At 41.5% G+C, this 22,588-nt stretch carries 22 protein-coding genes and 1 pseudogene; 4 read left to right on the top strand and 19 right to left on the bottom strand.

Annotated features, from left to right (window positions below):
- The first annotated feature begins 221 nt into the window (after positions 1-221).
- On the top strand, positions 222-1,094 hold the full coding sequence (rsmA, locus tag G596_RS0116915) for a 16S rRNA (adenine(1518)-N(6)/adenine(1519)-N(6))-dimethyltransferase RsmA (RefSeq protein ID WP_026671401.1): 873 nt from the start codon (positions 222-224) through the stop codon (positions 1,092-1,094).
- Positions 1,084-1,848: a TatD family hydrolase gene (locus tag G596_RS0116910; protein WP_022763006.1), complete on the top strand. Its 765-nt coding sequence runs from the start codon at positions 1,084-1,086 to the stop codon at positions 1,846-1,848. The genes rsmA and G596_RS0116910 overlap by 11 nt, the downstream gene beginning before the upstream one ends.
- A 43-nt stretch (positions 1,849-1,891) precedes the next feature.
- Here G596_RS0116910 and nrdG read toward each other — a convergent pair whose 3' ends face one another.
- The 3 genes from nrdG to murI form a co-directional block, all read right to left on the bottom strand.
- A complete protein-coding gene (gene nrdG, locus G596_RS0116905; RefSeq protein WP_022763005.1) occupies positions 1,892-2,431 on the bottom strand; it encodes an anaerobic ribonucleoside-triphosphate reductase activating protein in 540 nt (179 codons plus the stop codon).
- Between the two features lie 78 nt (positions 2,432-2,509).
- Complete coding sequence (gene nrdD / locus G596_RS0116900; RefSeq protein WP_022763004.1) at positions 2,510-4,726, bottom strand: anaerobic ribonucleoside-triphosphate reductase; 2,217 nt, start codon at positions 4,724-4,726, stop codon at positions 2,510-2,512.
- 141 nt (positions 4,727-4,867) lie between these two features.
- Complete coding sequence (murI, locus tag G596_RS0116895; protein WP_022763003.1) at positions 4,868-5,698, bottom strand: glutamate racemase; 831 nt, start codon at positions 5,696-5,698, stop codon at positions 4,868-4,870.
- Between the two features lie 31 nt (positions 5,699-5,729).
- Between murI and G596_RS0116890 the strand changes: the two genes are divergently transcribed.
- Positions 5,730-6,182 carry a hypothetical protein gene (locus G596_RS0116890; RefSeq protein WP_022763002.1) on the top strand — a complete coding sequence of 151 codons (453 nt, stop codon included), beginning with the start codon at positions 5,730-5,732 and terminating at the stop codon, positions 6,180-6,182.
- Here the strand turns inward: G596_RS0116890 and G596_RS0116885 are convergent.
- The 3 genes from G596_RS0116885 to trmB all read right to left on the bottom strand — a co-directional run bounded on the left by G596_RS0116885 (position 6,173) and on the right by trmB (position 8,136).
- The gene (locus G596_RS0116885; RefSeq protein ID WP_022763001.1) at positions 6,173-6,997 is read right to left on the bottom strand and encodes an SH3 domain-containing protein; all 825 of its coding nucleotides are present in this window, start codon (positions 6,995-6,997) and stop codon (positions 6,173-6,175) included. The genes G596_RS0116890 and G596_RS0116885 overlap by 10 nt on opposite strands.
- Positions 6,998-7,116: 119 nt before the next feature.
- Complete coding sequence (gene trxA / locus G596_RS0116880) at positions 7,117-7,440, bottom strand: thioredoxin (protein WP_022763000.1); 324 nt, start codon at positions 7,438-7,440, stop codon at positions 7,117-7,119.
- A gap of 57 nt (positions 7,441-7,497) precedes the next feature.
- A complete protein-coding gene (gene trmB, locus G596_RS0116875) occupies positions 7,498-8,136 on the bottom strand; it encodes a tRNA (guanosine(46)-N7)-methyltransferase TrmB (RefSeq protein WP_022762999.1) in 639 nt (212 codons plus the stop codon).
- Between the two features lie 135 nt (positions 8,137-8,271).
- Between trmB and G596_RS22695 the strand changes: the two genes are divergently transcribed.
- A complete protein-coding gene (locus tag G596_RS22695) occupies positions 8,272-9,693 on the top strand; it encodes a D-alanyl-D-alanine carboxypeptidase family protein (protein ID WP_022762998.1) in 1,422 nt (473 codons plus the stop codon).
- Here the strand turns inward: G596_RS22695 and G596_RS0116865 are convergent.
- The 13 genes and pseudogenes from G596_RS0116865 to G596_RS25345 form a co-directional block, all read right to left on the bottom strand.
- Entirely contained in the window at positions 9,688-10,641 is a 954-nt protein-coding gene (locus tag G596_RS0116865; RefSeq protein WP_022762997.1) for a 3'-5' exonuclease, read from the bottom strand. The genes G596_RS22695 and G596_RS0116865 overlap by 6 nt on opposite strands.
- A 24-nt stretch (positions 10,642-10,665) precedes the next feature.
- Positions 10,666-13,185 (bottom strand): clostripain-related cysteine peptidase, encoded by a 2,520-nt coding sequence (locus tag G596_RS0116860; protein WP_022762996.1) that lies wholly within the window; start codon positions 13,183-13,185, stop codon positions 10,666-10,668.
- Positions 13,186-13,210: 25 nt separating this feature from the next.
- Entirely contained in the window at positions 13,211-14,305 is a 1,095-nt protein-coding gene (locus G596_RS0116855; RefSeq protein WP_022762995.1) for an NHL domain-containing protein, read from the bottom strand.
- Positions 14,306-14,363: 58 nt separating this feature from the next.
- Positions 14,364-15,791: a CapA family protein gene (locus tag G596_RS0116850; RefSeq protein WP_022762994.1), complete on the bottom strand. Its 1,428-nt coding sequence runs from the start codon at positions 15,789-15,791 to the stop codon at positions 14,364-14,366.
- Entirely contained in the window at positions 15,788-18,124 is a 2,337-nt protein-coding gene (locus tag G596_RS22690) for a DUF3160 domain-containing protein (RefSeq protein WP_022762993.1), read from the bottom strand. The genes G596_RS0116850 and G596_RS22690 overlap by 4 nt, the downstream gene beginning before the upstream one ends.
- Before the next feature lie 116 nt (positions 18,125-18,240).
- A complete protein-coding gene (locus tag G596_RS25350) occupies positions 18,241-18,891 on the bottom strand; it encodes a CD3324 family protein (protein WP_022762992.1) in 651 nt (216 codons plus the stop codon).
- Positions 18,888-19,598 (bottom strand): hypothetical protein, encoded by a 711-nt coding sequence (locus G596_RS0116835; RefSeq protein WP_022762991.1) that lies wholly within the window; start codon positions 19,596-19,598, stop codon positions 18,888-18,890. Before G596_RS0116835 ends, G596_RS25350 begins: the two co-directional genes overlap by 4 nt.
- Before the next feature lie 134 nt (positions 19,599-19,732).
- Positions 19,733-20,491 carry a class I SAM-dependent methyltransferase gene (locus G596_RS0116830; RefSeq protein WP_022762990.1) on the bottom strand — a complete coding sequence of 253 codons (759 nt, stop codon included), beginning with the start codon at positions 20,489-20,491 and terminating at the stop codon, positions 19,733-19,735.
- Positions 20,478-20,822: a hypothetical protein gene (locus tag G596_RS0116825; protein WP_196805248.1), complete on the bottom strand. Its 345-nt coding sequence runs from the start codon at positions 20,820-20,822 to the stop codon at positions 20,478-20,480. The genes G596_RS0116830 and G596_RS0116825 overlap by 14 nt, the downstream gene beginning before the upstream one ends.
- The gene (locus tag G596_RS0116820; RefSeq protein WP_022762988.1) at positions 20,785-21,075 is read right to left on the bottom strand and encodes a hypothetical protein; all 291 of its coding nucleotides are present in this window, start codon (positions 21,073-21,075) and stop codon (positions 20,785-20,787) included. Before G596_RS0116820 ends, G596_RS0116825 begins: the two co-directional genes overlap by 38 nt.
- Positions 21,076-21,088: 13 nt before the next feature.
- Positions 21,089-21,967: an SPL family radical SAM protein gene (locus G596_RS0116815; RefSeq protein WP_022762987.1), complete on the bottom strand. Its 879-nt coding sequence runs from the start codon at positions 21,965-21,967 to the stop codon at positions 21,089-21,091.
- Positions 21,910-22,347, bottom strand: coding sequence for an aminoglycoside 6-adenylyltransferase (locus G596_RS0116810; protein ID WP_022762986.1), 438 nt, complete (start codon positions 22,345-22,347; stop codon positions 21,910-21,912). Before G596_RS0116810 ends, G596_RS0116815 begins: the two co-directional genes overlap by 58 nt.
- A pseudogene (locus tag G596_RS25345) lies at positions 22,329-22,588 on the bottom strand (RNA-guided endonuclease InsQ/TnpB family protein); the annotation flags it as partial. The pseudogene G596_RS25345 and the gene G596_RS0116810, both read right to left, overlap by 19 nt.

The following is a 22,588-nucleotide window of genomic DNA, read 5'->3' as shown; positions in this document are numbered from 1 at the left end:
AAAACTTTTTCATACTACATCTAGTAGAATTTTAGCATAGAGGTCTTTTGATGTCAAAAAATCACAGCTAAAAATCCGCGTATTTTCGCGGTTTTCCTCGCATTTGATTTTAAAATATGGCAAAATCTTTACTGAATTGATACAATTAATTAACAAAACCATTTGTTTCAGAGTTTTTCACTACTGAAATCCCAATATTTATGAATTCGGAGAATAAAAAAATGCCTACACTTGGATGTGCATCCGGAACAAAAGCAGTTTTAGAAAAATACAACTTAAGTATTCAGAAAAAATTCGGACAGAATTTCCTTATAGATGACTCTGTTCTGACAGGAACCGTAGAGGCTGCAGGTGTCACAAAAGATGATACTGTACTTGAAATCGGACCCGGCATCGGAACAATGACTCAGTATATTGCAGAGAGCGCAGGTAAAGTCATAGCCGTGGAAATAGACAAAATGCTTATTCCCATATTGGCGGATACACTTTCTGCTTATGATAATGTCAAAGTTATCAATCAGGATATACTAAAAGTTGATATAGAAAAAATTGTTCGTGAGGAAAACAGCGGAAAGCCCATTAAGGTCGTTGCTAATCTTCCTTACTACATCACAACTCCAATTTTAATGAGGCTTCTTGAGAGTGAGCTACCAATAGACAGCATTACCGTCATGGTGCAGAAAGAAGTTGCGGACAGAATGGCTGAAAAGCCAGGGTCCAAAGATTACGGAGCTTTATCCCTTGCCGTGCAATATTACACTGAGCCTTCCATGGTTCAGGTAGTTCCACCCAGCTGTTTTATCCCTCAGCCCGGCGTTGATTCCGCAGTAATTCATTTAAAATGTCACAAAAATCCTCCCGTAGAGGTCACAGACTCAAAGTTTATGTTTTCAATAATCCGCGCCGCATTTGCCCAGAGAAGAAAAACCCTCTCCAACGGTGTTGCGAACGGGAATCTTGGACTCACAAGGGAGCAGGTAGTAGCTGCTCTCGAAAAAATGGGATTAAATCCTTCGGTTCGGGGCGAAAAGCTGTCTCTTTCCGAGTTTGCCGAGCTTTCGAACCTTTTGATCGGAGATAGAAATGATTTTTGAAACACATGCACATTATGATGACGAAGCTTTCGACAGTGACAGAGATTCTCTTCTCTCATCCATGACTGAGAACGGAATCGGAACAATTGTAAATGCAACCGCATCAAAAAGAACTGTCGAGAAGTCCATTGAACTTACTAAGAAATATCCTTTTATCTACACCACAATCGGTGTTCACCCCAGTGACTGCGATGAAATGGATGAAGAAGAGCTCTCCTGGCTTGAAAGCCTGTGCTCCTATGAAAAAGCTGTCGCTGTAGGAGAAATCGGTCTTGATTATCACTATGATGAACCTTCAAGAGATATCCAGAAAAAATGGTTTGAAGCGCAGCTTGATATGGCCAAAAGGGTTAAACTCCCGGTAATAATTCACTCACGTGATGCGGCAAAAGACACCCTCGATATTATGAAAAGCATGAAAGCCGAGGAAATCGGCGGTGATATACATTGCTTCTCATATCCCGTTGAAATTGCAAAGGAATATCTGGGTATGGGATTTTATATAGGTGTCGGTGGTGTCATCACTTTTAAGAATGGAAAGAAGCTGCGTGAAGTTGTTGAATACGCCCCCATAGAGCAGATTGTCATAGAAACCGATTCGCCCTATCTTGCACCCGAACCCTATAGAGGAAAGCGCAATTCTTCCTTAAACCTTCCATTCGTTGCCGATAAGATTGCCGAAATTAAAGACTTGCCTTTGGATAAGGTTATTGAAATTACTGAATTAAATGCAAAGAAACTATATAACTTATAATTTAAAAAAAGCTGCCAAAGTGACAGCTTTTTTTCTTTATTTCTTAATTATCATTTTCTCCGAATTCACTGAGTACTACGCTGCCACTTTCTCTGGTAGCAGGAACATTAATGACTCTTTGATTTGAAGATCCTCTGAACCTCAGAGAAATATTTTTCAGCTCAAGTTTAAACTCACCATCCACAAGCACATCTATTATCGACAAAATCGGCTCCGTGTCTTCGCTGTGACAGCGCTTATTTTCCTCATCGGTTAATTCTTCCCATAAATAACCGGAATATACCCATATCGATTTATTGGGAAACTCCCTCCTAACCCTTTCAATAAATGGTCTAAGCACTTTCTGATTTTGAATTTCCATTGGCTCACCGCCAAGAATTGTAAGACCGTTAACATAAGCCGGTTTTAGTGATTCGATTATCTCATCCTCCACTTCTTTCGTGAAAGGCTTACCGAAATTAAAATCCCAGGTTTCTTCATTAAAGCACCCCTTGCAATGATGAGTGCATCCCGAAACAAAAAGTGAGGTGCGGACACCTGTTCCGTTTGCAATATCTGTTGTTTTTATCTCTCCGTAATTCATAAATACTTTGTCCTTTAATAATTCTCAAAAAGGGGCTACCTATTGATAGCCCCTTTTAAACCCTTTTACATATATTCATCAAAGATGTAATACACGCTCTTTGATTTCCTGCGTTCTTCCCTGATTCCAGTACTGAGTTCCGATATAGCCGCATGTACGTCTTGCAACGTTCATCTTGGACTGATCGGTATTGCCACAGTTGGGGCATTTCCAGATCAGCTTGCCATCGGTATCATTCTCAATCTGAATCTCTCCGTTATATCCACAGCACTGGCAGTAATCACTCTTTGTGTTGAGCTCTGCATACATGATGTTCTCATAAATATACTGCATCACTGCGAGGACAGCCTCGAGATTGTTGTTCATATTGGGAACCTCAACATAACTGATAGCTCCTCCGGGTGAAAGTGCCTGAAATTCTGACTCAAACTTCAGTTTTGTGAAGGCATCTATCTTCTCGGTTACATGAACGTGATAGCTGTTTGTGATATAGTTCTTGTCTGTAACACCATCAATAATTCCAAAGCGTTTCTGAAGTGCTCTTGCAAACTTATAGGTTGTGGACTCAAGGGGTGTTCCGTATAAACTGAACGAAATATTTGTTTCCTTTCTCCACTTTGCGCACTTATCATTCATAAACTGCATTACTCTGAGTGCGAAGTCTTTTCCTGCAGCATCGGTGTGAGTTACGCCCTTCATGAACTTTGTGCATTCGCAAAGTCCTGCATATCCAAGAGAAATTGTTGAATAATTGCCATATAAGAGCTTATCGATTGTCTCACCCTTCTTAAGTCTTGCAAGTGCTCCAAACTGCCAAAGGATCGGAGCTACATCGGAAGGTGTTCCAAGAAGACGGTTGTGTCTGCACATAAGAGCCTTCTTACAGAGCTCTGTACGCTCCTCCATTATCTCCCAGAACTTCTCCTCGTCTCCGCCTGATGAGCAGGCTGCATCAACAAGGTTTATGGTTACTACGCCCTGATTAAAGCGTCCGTAATACTTATGATCACCCTCGGTATAGTTCTGCGCATTGGCAATATTACCCTTGTTGCACAGACCTTCGGCAAGGTCTTCACTGTCAACTGTGAGGAAGCTTCTGCATCCCATGCAGGGATAAACGTCACCGTTCTTATATTCCTTCATCTTCTTAGCGGAGATATAATCCGGAACCATTCTCTTTGCTGTACACTTGGCAGCAAGCTGTGTGAGATACCAATATGGTGTGCCCTCGTGAATATTGTCCTCATCAAGAACATAGATAAGCTTCGGGAATGCAGGAGTTATATAAACGCCTTTCTCATTCTTTACACCGACTATACGCTGTTTCAGCATCTCTTCGATAACAAGAGCAAGATCGTTTCTGAGCTGACCTTCAGGTACCTCATCAAGATACATGAATACTGTAATGAAAGGTGCCTGACCATTGGTGGTCATTAATGTGATTACCTGATACTGAATAACCTGAACACCGCGCTCTATCTCCTTGCGCACACGCATCTCGGCGATATCGTTTATCTGTTCATCAGTTGCATCCATACCAGCATCGATAAACTCCTGGCGAACTTCTCTTCTGAATTTCTGTCTACTTACATCAACAAACGGTACAAGGTGGGACAATGTAATACTCTGTCCGCCGTACTGAGAGCTTGCAATCTGTGCTATCGCCTGAGTTGCAATATTACATGCTGTGGAGAAGCTCTTGGGACGTTCGATCATTGTCTCGGAAATAACCGTTCCGTTCTGAAGCATATCCTCAAGGTTTACAAGGCAGCAGTTGTGCATGTGCTGAGCAAAATAGTCGGAATCATGGAAATGAATGATTCCGTCCTTGTGTGCCTTAACTACGTCATCCGGAAGAAGGAATCTGCGTGTAATGTCACGGCTGACCTCTCCTGCCATATAATCTCTCTGAACACTGTTAACTGTGGGGTTCTTGTTGGAATTCTCCTGCTTAACCTCTTCGTTATTACACTCGATAAGAGACATAATCTGCTCGTCCGTTGTGTTTGACTTACGGACAAGGGCATGGCGATAACGATAAGTGATATATTTGCGGGCAACCTCAAACTTCCCGGACTCCATGAGGCCATCCTCAACCATATCCTGGATTTCTTCTACGTTTGCAGCCCTGGTAAGCCTGTTACACTTATCCTCTACCTGCGCCTCTATGCTCTTAATCTGATCTTCAGACAAGCTCTGATCGGGAGTTACTTCCTTATTTGCTTTCTCAATAGCAGCCAAAATCTTGGCGCCATCAAAAGTAACCTCTTTACCGCTTCTCTTAATAATCTTCACTGGCGAACCCCCTATTTAAGTACATTTATATGGAAATACCTATATTTTTAGATAAATAGTAGCCACCCGAAACTATATCTTGTGGCTACAATTAAACTATAATACATTATATAGTATAAATCAAGTAACAATTTTCCGTTATCAAAACTTCCTTACAAATTCAAGCCTGTTCAGCATTCTAAGGTATTTTGACAATCTATCGTTATCCGTAATTTCGTCTCCCGACTCATAGTATGTGGTGTTGAAGCCAACCACAATATCTTGTGGTTCATTAAAAATGATCTCTTTATCTTCATCATTTTTAACTTCTAGCCCCATAACATCACCCAAATGATTAATTGTCCCGTGGTTTCCGTCTATCAGATGAATGCTGTCCCCCAGCAGTTCTCTGTAAAGAGGTTTAAAATAATTAAAATGTGTGCATCCAAGAACCAGCGCACTGTACTTTTCATAGGAAGCATTAACTGACAAAAAGCGGTTACTGATATAATCCCTTACCTCTTCCGTGTCGAATTCTTCTCTCTCCGCATATTTCACAAGCCCCGGCATCTCAAGTAAATCAGCCTTGTGCTGCAAATCCACTCTTGAAAGAAGTCTCTCAAGCTTTTTCTCTCTTATGGTAACGGGAGTAGCCATCACAAGAATTCTTTTACTGTCGTCACGACACTCCTCAACAGCCGGCTTCACTGCAGGCTCCATTCCAAGAATTGGAAGCTTGTACTTTTCCCTTACCATGGATGCACCCACACTGGTAGCTGTGTTGCAGGCAATCACTATGGCATCGACATCTTTGCTGATGAGAAATCTTACAATCTCATCAACATAGCCTTTTATCTCTTCCTCAGACTTTGTTCCATATGGTACATGCCTTGTGTCGGCATAAAATATGTATTCCTGATCCGGAAATCTGTGATAAGCCTCATTCAATACAGAAAGGCCTCCGACACCGGAATCAAAAATTCCTATTCGCATATCATTCCTCGTTGTTGTATCATTATTAATTATGAATGAATCCTACACATTTGAACTTCAAAAATTATATGATGATCCGCATGTAAGCCCTTTTATCCAGGAGGTTTGCGAGTATTACGCATCAAAAGCCGATTACGGCGATGGCTCCGACAGAGAAGAGATTGAACCTTCAGAAATAGTGGAACCCGTATATACTCTGTTTCTTCTTCAGCGAAGGGAAACCTTGCTGGATGAGCTCTCTTATATTCATAAAAAATATCCTCATCTGTTCGCCAGTGTTGAGGGGCTTTATGAGGATATCCTTATTCACATGGACATAAGACCTCTTGAATCCGAAACAGCTGCCCGCCTGTCACTTGCTCTTAATGAAAAAGTCTCGGCCGGGGCTATCACAGAGAAAATCGAAAATCTTTGTGACAGTTATGAGGATATAGGTGAAGCACTGGATCCGTTCTACGGTTGGCTTCACGCCTTCTATTCCTGAACTGTCGCGTATTTCATGACACAAAAAAGGAGCTGATTATCATAGCTTACCTGCGCCCATTCTCCGTCATCACTAACAGCGACTCTGTCGAGTGTAGTTCCTTCCGGCACCTGAACAACGATAAAATCATCGCTGGCTGTGCTGGGAGTGTTGCGCAGATTAAGGTCTGCCGTCGTAACTATCTTATCACCTGTCTTTGTGTATCCCGCGAGTTCACCTACCTGAACCTCAGTCTGCTCTTCATCAGGATCGGGTCTTAAATATTTATCATAAACCTTAGCCTTAAATATCATTCCAATAAGAGCAAGTATAATCAGTCCTGTAACTATCGAAGAGATTCTTACAATAATAAGCGGATCAACTCCGCCCTCATTATCGTCCTCTTCACGATAATCTTTACGTACCTTTTCCCGGTGCACCTTCTCTTTTCGCACTTTTTCTTTATATATTTTCTCTTTTGGCACCTTTTCTTTTTTGACTTTTTCTTTTTTTACTCTCTCTTCTCGTACCTGCTCTTCCCGTTCCAGCTCTCTTGCCCTTTTTCTGATATATCCGGGCTTTTCTTTTGGACTCTCGGGTTCAACACTTACAGGTTCAAGGTCCTCATCATCAAGATAAAATTCAGGTGAGTCCTCAGCAAGACTCTCCCTTTCTCTATCCATTTCCGCCTGTCTTGATCTGTAGTACTCCTCCCTCTCATCAGCTGAAAGGAAATCCAGCGGATCCTGGATCTCTATATTTATCTCCTCTGTAAAGTATTCATCGTTTCTGTTTTTTCTTCTGTAATCGTTAAAATTTCTGATATTGTCCGCCATGACTTCTCCTTGGGAAATCCCTTGGTCAACATCTCCCCCTATAAATGAAAATATAAATCGGGTAGGCATCGCCTACCCGAAACTATAATAGCACATATTTGTTATAAGCAAAAATTTGATTATGATACAACCTTATCAATCATACTCTGAAGCTTAGCTTTACTCTGAGCTCCAACCGCCTGATCCACAAGTTCTCCGTCCTTAATAAATGCAAACATCGGGATAGACATAACGCCATATTTCTGAGCAATCTCAGGCTGCTCATCCACGTTTATCTTTCCAACCTTGAGCTCTCCGTCATATTCTTTAGCAAACTCATCGATCATGGGTGCCATCATCTTGCACGGGCCACACCAGTCAGCCATAAAGTCGATAAGAACCGGAAGCTTACTGTTGAGAACTTCTTCCTCAAAGTTGTCTGTTGTAAATGTGTACTCAGCCATCGTCCACCTCTTTCCGCGATATTGTGGTATCGCTTTGCGTAAATTAATGTAACAACCCTAGCGCTTAATAATATATTTGAAGATCGGATTCCCTTTAGCGGAAAACTTCTCCTCATATTCTGTCATTATATTGCCGTCGTTCATTACGGCATCATTATGAAGATCATAGGTCACAGCTTCGGCATGCCAGCCGGCCGTGTTCAGTTCCATCAAAGAAAAATCAAAAAGGTCTCTGTTGTCTGTTTTGAATTCCAATTGTCCGTCTTTTTTAAGAATGCGGTCATAACGCCGCAGGAAAGTGCTGGAGGTCAATCGTCTCTGAGCATGTCTCTCCTTGGGCCAGGGATCCGAGAAGTTGAGATAAATTCTGTCTACCTCACCTTCCTCAAATACCTCATTAATGATCTCAGCTTCCATTCTTATGAATCTAACATTGGTAAGCTCAAGTTCAGTCTGCTTTTGTACTGCTCTTAAAAGTACACTGGAATATTTTTCTATTCCTACATAATTTATATCAGGATTGGCTGCTGCCATATCCATTATGAAGCGTCCCTTTCCCGTTCCGACTTCTATCCTTACGGGATTATCGTTTCCGAACACTTCCTTCCATTTTCCCTTATGCTCCTCCGGATTATCTATTGTGAAGGGGCTCTCTGCAATCCTTTCTCTGGATCCTGCTACATTTCTAAGCCGCATAAATTAAATTCTACCTTTCAATATAATAATTATAATACCAAATGCTACATATTGAAAAGTTTTTGCAGCTTCATCTTTGGTTTTATCCACTTTTAGTGTATCATAGATTAGCAGACTGTCGCTACAAGGAGTTTTATGAATTACAAAGGTTTTATAAATAAACTTAATATAATCATTTCCATGGTTCTTATATCTGTTCTGCTTACTCAGACCGGGTCTTTTTGCCATGCGGAGACAGACCTTGAGGCTGCGCAGAATGCACGAAAAGAGTTGCCCATACAAAGTAATGACACTCCGGGATGGCCTGCTGGTCCGCAAATAGGTGCAGAGGCTGCAATTCTGATGGATGCCAACACCGGGACAATTCTTTATGCAAAGAACATTCATGAAGAGCTCTACCCTGCAAGCACCACAAAGATAATGACTTGTCTTCTTGCGGTTGAAAATGCAGGACTTAATGACAGAGTTGATTTTTCCTATGAAGCTATACACTCCGTCCCCGCCGACGGTTCAAAAATCGGCATGGATGCAGGTGAATATCTGTCACTTGAAGAATGCCTTTACGGAATCATGGTTGGTAGTGCAAACGAAGTTGCAAATGCCGTTGCGGAGCATGTAAGCGGATCCATTGACGGCTTCATCGATCTTATGAATGAAAAAGCCGCTTCATTGGGATGCACAAATACTCACTTCTCAAATACTAACGGTCTTCAGGCTTCCGATCACTATACAAGCGCATATGATCTTGCTTTAATCTCCTCTGAGTTTTTCTCAAATGAGCTCCTCTGCAGAGTCGGTAATACGCCAAGATATCACTTTGAGCCAAGCGCCGGACAACCCGATGATTTTTATCTTAATAATAAACATAAACTGATATCCGGTGAAATGTCTTATCCTGGCATCATCGGCGGCAAAACCGGTTATACCGATCTGGCAAGAGAAACTCTTGTCACCTGTGCAGAGCGCGGTGGCATGAAGCTTGTCTGTGTCGTTTTTATGGAGGAATCTCCCTCACAGTTTACGGATACGGTAACTTTATTTGACTATGGTTTCAACAATTTTATAACAGTAAATATTAAAAGTGAAGAAAGCGGATATATCCCGAGGGATAACGCCTTTTTCTCATCCGGAAACGATATTTTCAAAGACCCCACTTCTGTTCTTGAGTTTGGAAAATCGGATTATGTGATCCTTCCTGTTAATTCCTCACTCTCGGATGCCACATCAACAGTATCCTATGATAATGAAGATGGTTCATCAAATGTGATAGCCACCATTAATTACTCATTTAACGATGTACCTATAGGTTCCGGACATATTCTCGTCTCTCAGGCATCATCCTCTCAGGCAGCTTCTGAAGACAGAGACATTAAAACCATATATTTAAACATGAAACAGATCATTACATATTTTGCCTTTGCCGGCTTTTCATTAATTCTTCTTATCTATATATCTTCACTAATCAGCACTTATAGCTTTGGTGGAAGCAGAGAAGATCGTAAAAGACTTAACAGAAGAAAACGTGAAGCAAGGAAAAGAAGCGGTCCGAAATTATGAGTTTTTCTTATGGTCCGAAAGCCTGTTGAAGCTTTTCTTTTCGGATTTTGCCTTCATTTCCAGCATTTCTTTATCTGTAATAAATTTAAGAGTCTTAACCGCATAATACTTCTGGCTTTCCGCCTTTTTAACACGGACTTTAGCTCTCATATATCCATGCTCTTTGCAAAGCGATACGCTGTAAAAGTGTTTTCCGTTATTGGAAAACCATTTCACCTTACGCTTTATGGGCTTGTTACATAGATAGCACTTTGTCCCCATTACTTCGGGATCCGATAACAGTTCTTCCCTCGTCCTGAATTCTCTTGATATATATTTGGCATAATGCTCGAAGATTATATGAACTTCCTGATCTTTGGTCTTGGGAGTCACATAATTATCAAATGAGTAGTTATAAAAGACCTTTCGGCTCAGCTCACAGAATATTCTGGCTGTATAATCCGCATCTGACAGTGCTCTGTGAAATGCTCCATCTTTTTCCATTCCGAGGCTGTCTGTAGCATGCTCCAGCGACCTTCGCATTTTTCCGTCTTCATACTGAATGCTGAAAAGCTTCTGAACATCATAGAATGGAAGCGGCCTGTCTGAAAGCAGCGGGAGGTCGTAAAAATCCATATTGCGCTGAAGCTCAGTAAGATCAAGAGGTCCCCAGGTGCAAAATGTCGGTTCCTCACCGCACCACTCCAGGAATTCGGTAATAACAGTAACGAAATCATCACCCTTCTGAAGATCCTCCATTGATATATGGATAAGATCTTCTGTTATCTTATGCATCTTTTTATATACCTGCGGTCTTATGAGTCTGCTGAATTCACCTGTCCTGTTCATATTTTCATCGATACGAACCGCACCGATCTCAATAATCTCAAAGGGCAGGGATTTGCCGTTTCGCTCTTTTACTGTTTTCCCCTGATTCCACTCAAGGTCGAAGACAATGTAATTACCCATTCTTTACCTAAATCCTCATCAGCATTAATACTCTTTGGCAGGTGTCCAGTGTTCCTGACCATACATATCAGTGAATTTGAAGGTTACGAGAACTTTTCCATCTCCCACGGAAGTGTTTGCAATGTGCAAATCCTTCATATCACCTTCAATAGTCAGGGTCTCTCCAAGATGATATTTATCCTGGAATACCTGATCATAATCATAAAAGTCACAAAGGAAATCTATTGTATCGCCTTTTACAAGTTCAGTGAGGTTCTTTGCTACAGTCTCAGTCTCTCCTTCGACATAGTCATAATTTACACCTGCAACATAGCCATCCTCGTTTTCAGAATCAAATACAAGAATAAGATTTGCCCTTACTCCGTTTACCTCACAGGGAACCCTTCCTGTTATAGCGTAGTTGTCTGAATCCCCCTGGGTATCCAGACGATAGTATGCAACCGGATGACCATCTATGGAAATCCAGGTTCTGTCTGGAGGAGCTACGGGATTTCCGTCTGCATCAATGTCGTAGGAATTATCAAGTCCGAGATCAATATATCCTGTGCCATCGTCATAGAACATATTTACATCAAGGTCTGAAACAAGCTCCCACTGCTCCGCGGACATCTGGATTACCGATTCCCCATCTGCATTTTCAGTCCACATGAGATTGTCTAAGTCAAAGTGATTCTCTGCGACATACTCAGCCATAGTCTCAACGTCAAGTCCTCTTCCAAAGAATGAGGAGTTGGATGCATCAAGCCCCGATACACCTGAAACACCATCTGACATCATGGCTCCGAATAATTGGATAAGCACATCTGCGCTGGAAACACTCTGTCCTTGCCCACTTACATCTCCGAAAAGGCTTCCTACAGGAGAAGTTGTTCCGCCTGCTGCAACCTGACCGGCAACCTCCATGGATGCTGCCTTCTGAATACAATCAGCATAGCTGCTGTCCATTCCGATGGCTTCGTAGGTGTTGACCATGTTGTCCACCTTCGAAGTCTTTTTATAAGGAAAATAAATCGACAGTCCATAAGCATTTGTCATGCTCTGACTGGTTCTGTTGTACTTTACGCACCCTTTAAGTGCCTCGGCAAGCTCTTTTGACTCTTCCGTACCCATGTTTGTTGCAAGATGAATGAGATCCACCTGATCTATTCTTGAGGAAGCAGCAAATTCTCTGGCCTCGGATCTCGCATTTGAAACAAGCTTATATTCCTTATTGGATATTTTTTCCGACGTTTCTGTCGCAAAATCCTTTAACTCTCCGGGCACAGTATTCTGAAGCTCGGCGAGGTCAATCAGCGAAAGTGTCGTCTTCTGGCCTCTGCAGGTTTTTGCACATTCATCAGTGTAAGAATCAATTATAAGTTTAGCCAGATCAGGAGTTTCCATTGAAGGATTTTTGGAGTATTCATTTAACCAGGGTGTGTAAAACCAGCCAACACCGGGTTCTGTCTCCTCTGAGGCAATCATGTAATCCGCATAATTGGATGCAACAAGAGCCGTCTCAACTGTTGCCATAAGGCAGGCATCAAATCCGATAAAGTCATAGGTTATTCCGCTGTCCTTAAGGGCCTTGTTAATCTGAGACAAATCCATTGAGCCGTTTCGTGCGAATTTTTCATCATAACCGTAACCGCTGACCGAGCCGCCGCCGTGATCCCAGAAAATAAGATCATATCTGTCAGCTTTAAAGTTTTCGCTCGCCCATTTTACAAAATAAGTCAGATTAGCAGGATCTGTCATAGGCTTCTCGCCAAGGCCATCCTGCAAAAGAGCAAGTCCTCCCTTTTTAACCTGATATATCTGATTGGTTCTGCTGGAAATAAGGTTGTTCTGCCAGTTCTTACAACCACCCGTATAAACAATAATATTAATGTTATCGGAAAGATCCGCGCCCATCATTTCCTGAAGATCCTTCGTCGCCATAGCGCTTCTGGACTCAAGATCTGTTCCGCACATATACACCATAATTGTGGTGATGTCTGTTCCGTCGCCTTTTAAAACAGTTCTCTTATCTCTGGAGCCATCAGCGACATCCTTGTTCAGATTACCTGTATTGGGAGTTTCACTCCACTGACTGCTTGCCTGACCGTAATATCCCGTGCCTCCGCCAAGAAGTGTTCCCAAAAGAGAACCCATCTGTGAGCTACCGGCACTGTTACTGCCACTTTGTGCAGATGTAGTGTCATTTTGCTGCGTTGTATTCTGTGTTCCCGAGGTAGTAGTTGTTGTCTGCGGGGTAGAATTAGTCTGTGACTGCGTATTCGTATAAGCAGTCTCGTTTCCTCCGGAAAATCCTCCCATGAGACTTCCGATACCGCCACCGCCTCCAAGAAGTAATATCGCCAGAATAATTATTATGGAAAGAGGACTTCTGCCACCTCCGCTTCTCTGAGATCCGCCTCCTCCTGTTGTTCCGGATCCGCCACCTTTTCCCGAATAACCGTCAGATGATCCTACGGGTCCTCCTCCGAGTCCGTCACCTCTCTTATAGACTCCGGTTCCCCCTTCTTCAATGTTTTTCTTTCTCCTGATCGGTTGATCCGCCATACCTTTTTTCCACCTTTCCTCTTGCTTACTCTATTACATAGATTTTTTTGCAAAAACTGTCGGCAATATATAATCTTCCCCCTTGCATGCACATTCCCACCGGAGATACCAGTTCTGCATCAGGTATTTTTTCATCCTTTACTTCCACTGTTGTCACCTGACCATCACTGATTCTTCTTACTGCGCCGTTTACCGTATCAGCAACGAAAACAGTACCGTCATTTGCAACCGCAACAGCCTTGGGTGAAGAAAAAGTCGCTGCAAATGCATCCCCGTCCGTAAATCCCTCGGTTCCACTTCCGGCTACAACCTCTATATCCCCGGAGGATTTTTTTGAAGAAGCATCCGATACGTTAACTCTTAAAATTCTGTTATTCCCGGTCTCAGCAATATAGAGAAATCCGGAATTATATCCAAGTCCCATGGGACAGTTAAGATCATCAAGAAGAGTTATGATGTCTCCTCCTGATGTTATCACCTTGATACTATTGGCATGTGTATCTGAAACAAAGAGGTTTCCGTTCTCATCTGATGCCATGCCTGTCGGGAACTCAAAACTCTCCGAATCACCGGATGAATTCAGCACAGTTTCGACTTTATCTGCGCTTACTATACGAATAACTCCGTTGTCTGTATCCGATACAGCTATTCCGGCTCCATAAGCACTCACATCCCAGGGCAGTTTAAAAAGAGCCTGCGCAGGATCTGCATCATTATAGCCTCCCTGCGGTTTGTCATACGCATCTTTCTCACTGTCGGCACCGGCAAATATTTCTGCTCCGCTCTCAGTAACCTTCCATACACACTTTGAGTAGGAGTCCGTTACATAGAGGGCGTCTTCAAACACGCACATTCCGCCGGGTTCAACGGTATCCGGAAGAGCATCAAGATTAAAATCTATGCTATTTTCATTTTGAATCCCAACTACTTTTTCCGAGGAATCAGATGAAGTTTCTTCAATATAAGCTTCCTCTGTCTCCTCAGCACTCTCTTCCTGTGCGGCTTTTTCCTGTTTTTCCTTAAAAAGGCCGCAGGCCACCATGGACACGGTAAATGTTGTTACCAAAAGTACAAGAAAAACGATTACCCACTTAAATCCTTTTTTCTTTTTTTTGTTCATAAGACTCCCCCACAAGAATCTATAATCACTACTATTATGAGTATATCACAAATAATGCCTATTTCCGCTGTACTACGGCATCTATTTCTTTAAGCTCATAATCCTTTATCCTTATTCCGTCAAAGGTGTGCTCTATAGTAAAATATGCCTCTCCTCCAAGTCTGGTAGCTTCATCCTGCTTCTGATCTGCACGGAAGTTCCCAAGAGAATAGTACACAAGCGTCTCACCGCCATCCTCTCTTTCAAGTGTCTGAACGTATTGAAGTACGTGAGGATGTGTTCCTATTACCACATCTACTCCCGCATCACACAGGAGATAGGCAAATTCTCTCTGGTCATCACTTATACTTTTTGTGTATTCATCTCCCCAGTGAGCATAGACAACGATAAAATCCGCTTCTTTTTTCGCATCTTGTATATCGTTTACACACTGTTCCTTTTCCTTTTCTGTCTTCGGAATGTAATGGACAGCGTAGGGATACTTTTCGGACATATCCATCCCGTTTGTTCCGTAGGTATAACTGAAAAGAGCAATCCGTATACCGTTTTTACTTATTATTTCGTACGGTCTGTATGCCTTGTCGCTGCTTCCCTGTATTCCAATGCAGGTTATGTCATTATTTTTATAAAATGAAGTCGTTACATCTATGCCGTAAATTCCCTTATCAAGAGCATGATTATTCCCGCATACCGCAATATCAAAGCCCGCATTTTTTATGGCTTCTCCAACCTCTATCGGAGATCCAAACTGCGGATATCCGGAAACAGCGGAGGGCTTATCCACCAGTATGGTCTCCGCTTGAATTGAAGCTATGTCGGCAGATTCTATCTCCTTTATAAAAGGCTCATAGAGAAAGCTGAAATCGCCGTGCTTATTGGTATACGCGTACTCATAAAGACTCTTATGGATAATGTTGTCTCCGAAAGCCGCGAATTTCACCTCATTATCGATGTTCTTAAGGCCAAACGAGCTCCATATCCATAGAGTATTATCATTATTTCTGTCTTCTGTGAGGATTATCGCTTCATCTCTCTCAAGCAGTTTCATTCTGGTCACAAGTCTGCCTATATCCGATGCAAACCACTTGGAATCTATATCTCCGTCTTCCGAGATATCATATATGAAAATATGCTGAGAATAACTGATCTCATCCCCTGTAACCCAGAAGGGTTTTTCATTTCCGTAGCGTCCTCTCTTCCATAAAAGAAGAATCAGTTCCTCGTCACCGTTTCTGTCTATATCAGTAATAAAGGCATCCTGAATCTTTAATTCCTTTTTGTTTGTCCATAAAAGATTTCCGTCTCTGTCAGTCAGTGTAACCTTTTTTCTTTTTAGGTGACATTCGATTCCGGCATCTGACGTAAATTCCTTTTCCTGCCAGGAAACCCACGAGGGTAAGAGCAGCGCCCAATATATGCAGCAAATGGCTGCCGCTATTACAAGCAGCAGCCACACTGATTTTTTTGAACTCAAAATTTTTTTCATCTCTTCACGCGATAACTCATAGTCCACTGCGGTTTGTCAGGTGTGGATTCCGCTTCAACCCAGTTCCAATCATCATCCAGATATCCGCCGTTAAGTCTTCCTCTCCACTCGGAGTCTGTCATTCTTTCTGATATCGGTACCTCAAATTGGTAGAAGCTGTATACGCTGCCTCGTCCAACATGGAGTTTGCCGTCAATAGGAAATACTACATATATACGATCAGCTCCGCCGGTACCTACTTCGAGAACCGATCCGTTGGGATCAGTTGCGATATCAGCAACAATAGGACATGGTGCCTGGTAACTGTATGCAAGTCCCTCCACCGTATCTTTATTTACTTCAACCCAGAAATGCTCAAGGTTACCACCGTAGCATCTGATAAATTCGTAGTCCTCATCACTAAGGGATTCATTTTTCAGCTCTTTTTCGGAAATATCAAGAAGCTTTTTAGCCATATCGGAAAGCAGATCAAGATCTTTTTCTGCGGAAGACTCAAGCATTCCCATATTTTTCAGTCCCTCTTTTGTTTTGTTTGAGAGGAATAAAAATCTGCTGTAGACAACGGGTTCAGGATCTACATAGCCCCTGTCGTCCGGAATGTCCTCATCATCCTCACCGCCGCCCATCTCTGCCATTATCTGCTTGGCATACAGAATGGTATCGTGCTTAAGCTCGGCATATGAACCTGCGAAGGTTTCCAGGTCTTTCTTTTCCCATTCGTCTGACAGCATGTATGAAGGATATCCTTCAGGCTTTTTCTCGAACAACGGTCTCAGCGTATTGAGCCATCCGGAATAAAGGCTTGCGTTCCAGAGCTCATTGTTGTCACCACTAAAGAAACCTTTAAGGACAGTGAGATTGTCGGTGTAATTCTTATAATCCGTTGCTCCATTCTCATCAAGAATTGAATAAGCAGTATCAGAACCAAGGACTGCTGCCGTATCAAGCGTATCCGGAAGATATCTGTTATCTCCGTTACTGTTTTCCTGGACATTTCGATATACAAGGCGCTGCATTATTGAAGCATCTATGGTAAATCTCTGTCCCATAAATCTGAAGGAAGGTATAACAACCTCTTCATCTTCGTAAACGGGAACCGAATTAATCTGCGGAGGATCCAGTTTCTCTGCTGCCTTTACGACTTTATCCAATGATGAACTATCGGAAGATAAATCTGCTGCTGCCGGCATTTTTCCATAGCAGGTCTTTACAAGATCAGCAAAAACGTTATATCCCGGATCATCGGAAGCTCCTGCAAAGAAGCTTGTTACACTGTAGATATCAGCCCATTCCTCAGGCTTTTCATCTATCGCCATAGTCATGAGTACTGCGCTCTTAACTCTCTCTTCGGATTCAAGCTCAAACGGAATACGTCCATACCACATCATGGCTCTGAAGTATTTCTCCAGAATTTCATCTCCTTCGTAGTAACCCCTTACCTTGTACTGAGAATAATCCTCGTTAAGTTCAGTGAGTCCGCATACACTAATGCCGTCAGCCGACATGATTTTGTCATACTCAGCGCTTACAAGGTCTTCAAAATTCTTATCATTTATCGGAGCTTTATTATTCCCACCCTGAAGAAGGGATCCTATATAGAAAAAGGCGAGATTATTAAATGCTGCTTTTTCCCAGTCTGTTCCCTTTAATTCTTCATATTGTTTTTGAGTAATTTCAAGCATATTGTCAGTAAGGCTCATTAGCTTATCCGACAAAAACTTCTTTTCCGTATTTTTCATAAGGAATGCAAAATACAGGTGATAAGTATGCATCAGTGAATCCACTGTTACAAAGCTTGGGAAATAGTCGTAACGATTATCTTCATAAACATCAAAGAATTCATCTTCATTGCTTTCTGTCACAGCAAAAGAATTCTTTATCAGCATGTTTCTGAAATCCGTTACATTATTGTATTCGTCCTCATACTCAGTCTCAAAGAGTCCAGCAAAGCGTTTATGATATTCTACATTTGAAAAATCTTCTGCCACGGAATATGCAGGGATGGACGGAACAAGCTTCTCGTCGTAATAGATTTCTTCCTTGTCTCCAAGCAGAGACAAATTGATGACATCATAATCAGATCTGCCTTCATCTTCCTGCGAATCTGTGGTTTCATCAGTTGTTTCTTCCGGCTCCTCATTTTTCACAGAAGCATCATCGTCGCTGCTCTCAGTTTTTTCATCAACAGCAGCCTCTGTTGTACTTTCTGAGTTCTTTGCTTTATCACCAAGATCAGTCTGGTCACTCACACTATTTCCCGGAGTGGTGCTACCCGCGCATCCTGATAAGACCATAGATAACGTCAATAATATAGTAACAACCTTTTTCTTCATACTAAAACCCTCATTAAAAACTGTATTGCGTTTTTGTTGCAACTATAAAAAGTATAGCACATATTAAACAAATAGAAAAAACTGCTCAATTCATGCAACGGTGCAATTTTCATTTACTATCTTCGGAAATTCTTCCCAAAGTTATTCCAGAAAAAACTGTATTCTTCATTTCTTGCAAAAACGAAGGCGTAATGAGAATTTCGTCTTGCCTGCTTCAAACAATTCAGATAGTCTTGCTGATATGGCACAGAAAAAACATGATTTTCATATAATACTATGAGCGGAAGATCAGAAAAGTCCTCTGCTCTTGAATATATCTGCTCATCATTTTCTGTGCCAATGAGCCTTAGAGGAATTCTGACAAGCTCAGACATAAAATACTCTGAGTAGTCAGGAGCATCTTTATCCATTGAGCTCAGATACATACGCACCCATTCTTCTCCAAGTCCCTGTGATGCGTAATTCTCTGCTGAGGTGATGGTGGGCGAAAACATCGGAAGATTCACTTTCTTTCCGTATACCAGCTTTTTGATGGTTTCAGGTGAAAGATAGAATTCTTCTGCTATTTCCATGATAGATTGTCCCGCAGAGTAGCGATTGCAGATCATGGCATTTCGCTTATTGAGTCTTTCTCTATAGCCGGATGCTTCGCCCCATCCCTTAGCGGATTCTTTCTTAGGAATATATATCACTTTCCCGCCCGCATACTTTTGAACTTCCTCTAATAGTTTTTCAGGCAAAATGTTTTTGGCATTTTCGTATTTCATACAAGCTTATTCATTCTTTCTTCAAGAGCATTTATGGATTTTACGATTGAATTGCAGGATTCAAGGTCATCTATTGAAGCATGCCATCTGAGTGTAACAATTCCTTTGTAATAAGCCATGCACAAGAAACGCTCTTTGAAATTCTCAATTTTAATATTCTTTTTCTTTGCATATTCATAGAGCTTTTCCGGAACCAGAAGATATGGCTTATTGAGATCAAGGATTACAAAATCCATCAGATAATCCATTATTCCGGCTCTTCCCCAGTCAGCGCAGTAGGTCTTTCCGTCTTCTCCAACGATCATATTACAGAAGAATGTGTTGTTGTTGGCAAGAAATCTCTGACCTTCGCAAAACGGCGCATACTTAAGAGCTTTTGATGCAATCTCGTTGTAATAATCTTCCTCAAGGAAGGTGGTTCCGAACATTTCCTTCCAGTTCTTCCAATAACCTTCCTCAGGATCACCGAGCATATCATCACGGATGAAAGCTTCAAGACTCTCAAATGGAGCTCTGTTGTTCTCATCAAACTCTCCGTAGCCTTCTACAGAAGATACATCGGTAGCTGCAATCTCAAAGATCATGTCAAAAAAGTTTTCATAACTCTTCTCAAATTCTTCAGGAGAAAGTTCACTTGCGCTTCTGCCCTTAGGGCTCATCTCTATTTTTTCCTTAGTAAGGTTTCTTATAAAAATATCTCTGTTCATGTTTTTGTCCTCATCTATTTGTCTTATGTAATGTTTACTTTGTCTTTTGTATCAGCGCTTTTACAATTATGATGATATCAGCGTCTGTCCTGTAATCAAATAGAGAGAACCGTTATAACAGAACTATACCTAATTTACTCATTTTTTATTGCGATAGCTGTGAACTCGCCGGGAAGCATATCATTCTCCCAGGACGGGTGTTCATCAAATCTTTCCAAAGTAAAGCCATTTCCTATTATGGAGTTGATGATCTCACTAATTGTGTACTTTCGATACTGACATTTGGGAATCTGCTTACGGATTTCTTCTTCATAAAATCTGGCATGTGCCATCTCACCCTCAAAAATATCTGTAGAAAAATAGCTCATGGTAGGCTGCTGTAATCCAAGCGCATCAGTGATTTTGGTAAAAGGATGAAAATCGCTGCAGATCATCTTCCCACTTGGCTTTAGCAAGTCATGCATAACCTTCATAAAAGCATCAATGTCATGAAAATAGTGAAGGATTCCGCCTTCCATAAATACCACATCAAAGAAGCCTTCATATTTGCTCATGTCAATTTCCATGATGTCGCAGACTTCATATCCAATTGTGGTGCCTGCTGCCTTGGCAGTCTCGACTGCATATTTCTTATTGGCTTCAGAGATATCGAATACTGTCACCTCCGCTCCCAAAAGTGCAAGTGGAACTGCTTTTTTTCCGCATGATCCACATATATTGGCAACCTTTATACCTTCATATGTATCAAAATAGTTTGCATAATGTTTAAGCATCTTTCCGGGATTTTCCTTATCCTTAGCTGCTCTCTCTTCCGGTGTCCCCGCATTTCTTACCCAGAAATCATATGCATCAAACTCCCAGGCTTTCTTGTGTTGTAAGCTATACTCTTCCAAATTCTTCACCCCTTTTTATAATTTCCCATAATTTATTTTTCTGTTCTATGCCGAACTTCAAAATCTTCCATAATGAATCGACCGCATAAGGTCCATAAACCTGCATATATGAAATATGCATCTGCTCAGCACCTTTAAATATCAGCTCAAACTCTTCTCTTGATATTTCTTCCGTGCCAAAATACCCTCTCAAAAAACTCCTCGCCAGATCAAATCTGTAAGTCATCTCTTCTGTATCGTAGTTGAAATCCACAAACTGCATTATAAATGGCCAGCCCAAATCTAAGTACCTGCTACCAATTCCCATGATCTTTAATATAATAATTTCCATCCTTTGCGGCAAAAATTCCTGGCGCCATACCATTTTCATTGCCCAGATATAGGTGCGCTGAAGTATTACTCTTTATCGTACTCTCAGGTACTGAGTCAGGTAAGCCTTTCAGTAGATAATCCTGAGTCTCTGTTTTGATTTTAAACATCAGCCTTGCAGATTCTTCATTGAACCTCTCTCCTATTTCAGGATTATCCAAATCCCAATGACACTGAACTATTTCAAGGATAGTCTCATCACTAATATTTATCATTATTTTTCTCCGGTTACAAATCAAACAGGCTCATCTGCTTATACTTATCCGGCATCTCCTGTATAAATTCAAAACACTCTTTTGGTGTTGAAAGGATATTATTTTCCTTACAAATATTCCGAAACAGCGCTTTCAACTCTTTTGAATTAGGACTTGGAAGTTCATATGCATTACCATATCGCTTTATGTATTTCTCTTTTATCCCGGGAAAATTCTTATCAAGCGCAGCATAATAGTACTCCCTGTCGCCTTCCCTGAGAGTAAGACCCATTCCAAAATCGATGATGCCCTTTACTCCTGTCCTAACACATTCATTCAGAATAGCTTCTATGTTTTCTTTTGTATCATTGATAAACGGAAGTATTGGTGTCAGCCATACAACTGTAGGAATGCCTCGTTCACGCATCATTTCCAAGACCTCTATACGACGTTTTGTGTTGCAGACATTTGGCTCAAGAATTTTACACAACTCATCATCATAGGTTGTAAGTGTAATTTGGACTACACATTTTGCACTGCGATTTATTTCTGAAAGAAGGTCAATATCCCGAAGTATTAAATCTGATTTTGTCTGAACTGCTGCCCCAAAACCATTCTCCAAAATTATTTCAAGGCATCGCCTCGTCAGCAAAAGTTCCTTCTCACAATGCATATAAGGATCCGACATCGCCCCTGTCCCAATCATGCACTTTTTTCTTTTTGACCTTAGTGCCTGTTCAAGGAGCTCGGGTGCATTCTGCTTTACCTCAATATCCTCAAAAGGATGTGTGAACTGATAGCATTTACTCCTGCTGTCACAATAAATACAACCGTGGGTACATCCACGGTATATATTCATCCCAAAGTATCCATTTTTTCCGGATAAAATGCCTTTCGCATCAGTAAAATGCATCTCTTCACCTTCTCTTTTCGCAGAGTGTATTCTGCAAATGTCTTCATTACCCACCAGAACTCATTGCAGGTATTTACGAATTCATCTTCCGTGGGAATGCCTTGGAATATAGTCTTAGTTTCCTTAAGGCGTTCTATGGCAGGCAAAATATTATCTTTATCCAGAATCTTTTGATAAGTATCCCCTATCCATACATTTTCATACTCATTTTCTCTGTTAAACCTTCTAATGAACGTTTCTTTGTCCATAGCATTTATAACGAGAGTGATTCCATCTGCTAACACCATCAAATGAGCCTTTGTATTATCGAACATCTCCGGATGAACTACCACCACCGACTCTGCGTCGGAAGAGGTTTCTGTTATGCCGCAGAGCGGCATGAACCTTTGGGATGCTTAATGCATCCCAAAGAACAGGGCATGTCCACTATGCCTCTATCCCATTGGGTTACCTTTGGGAATACTTTTCTTAAGATATTTGCAGCTCCGTTTATATCTGCATTTGTTATTGTCCCATCGTAGTGCCTGTAGAGTCCACGCTTTATCCTTTTTCCCGAAAAAACATAGTCAGACTTCCTGCCCTTTTTATACACAGGGATCTCATCCATCGCAAGGAAATCCG

Origin of the sequence: Butyrivibrio sp. AD3002, assembly GCF_000420905.1 — a bacterium.
Taxonomy (GTDB): Bacteria; Bacillota; Clostridia; order Lachnospirales; family Lachnospiraceae; genus Butyrivibrio.
The sequence above is the reverse complement of the archived record's forward strand: the minus strand, read 5'-3'. Positions and strand labels throughout refer to the sequence as shown.